Source organism: Vibrio sp. 970 (assembly GCF_033339075.1).
Genome location: NZ_JAWOTW010000397.1, coordinates 1 through 653, shown reverse-complemented (window position 1 = coordinate 653; position 653 = coordinate 1). Strand labels below are relative to the sequence as shown.

Sequence of the window (653 nt, the reverse complement as noted above, 5' to 3'; positions counted from 1 at the left end):
TAAAATCGGCCCTCGCATTTGCCATAATTTTTTCGGGTTCAATTCCAAGCCAATTAAGAACAGCAGCAACACCACCCCGAGCTCGGCAAAATGCAGAATCGCATCGACATCGCTAATCAGGCGTAATCCCCAAGGGCCAATCAATACCCCAGCCAACAAATAGCCAAGCACCGAACCTAAGCCAAATCGCTGCGCCAAAGGAACAGCAATCACCGCCGCCGACAGAAACACGACACTGCTTTGTAGAAACTCACTGGTTATCGCCATGCTGACCTCCTTGGTGCTCTGCTTCCCACTCATCAAGAGGATTACTCAGCCATCGACGATACTGCTCCGCGTGTTCATAGCGTTCAATATCAGAAACATTGCGCGACCAATACAACACCAGCGGCTCCATCCAATGCATCTGACATAGTGCCGCCGTCAACTCGAACGGTTGCAGAATCTGCTCTAACGGATACTTGTTATACCCCCTAGCACTGAAGGCTTCTTCTTTACCACCCGTGGTGATCACACTGCGCCAATATTTGCCTTCCAGTGCAGAACCGTCGCCAAACGCAAAGCCCTTGCCGAGTACTCGGTCTAACCACTCTTTCAACAACGCCGGACATGAATACATATAAAGAGGATGATGAAAGACAATCACATCATGA

2 protein-coding genes are annotated in these 653 nt (G+C 49.6%); both read right to left on the bottom strand.

Annotated features, from left to right (window positions below; genetic code table 11):
- Positions 1 to 267: cation:proton antiporter (locus R7Q11_RS26925; RefSeq protein WP_225467082.1), on the bottom strand; the 267-nt coding region annotated here is incomplete at its 3' end.
- Positions 251 to 653 (bottom strand): NAD(P)H-dependent oxidoreductase (locus tag R7Q11_RS26920; protein WP_225467081.1); only part of this gene is annotated, 403 nt, incomplete at its 5' end. The genes R7Q11_RS26925 and R7Q11_RS26920, both read right to left, overlap by 17 nt.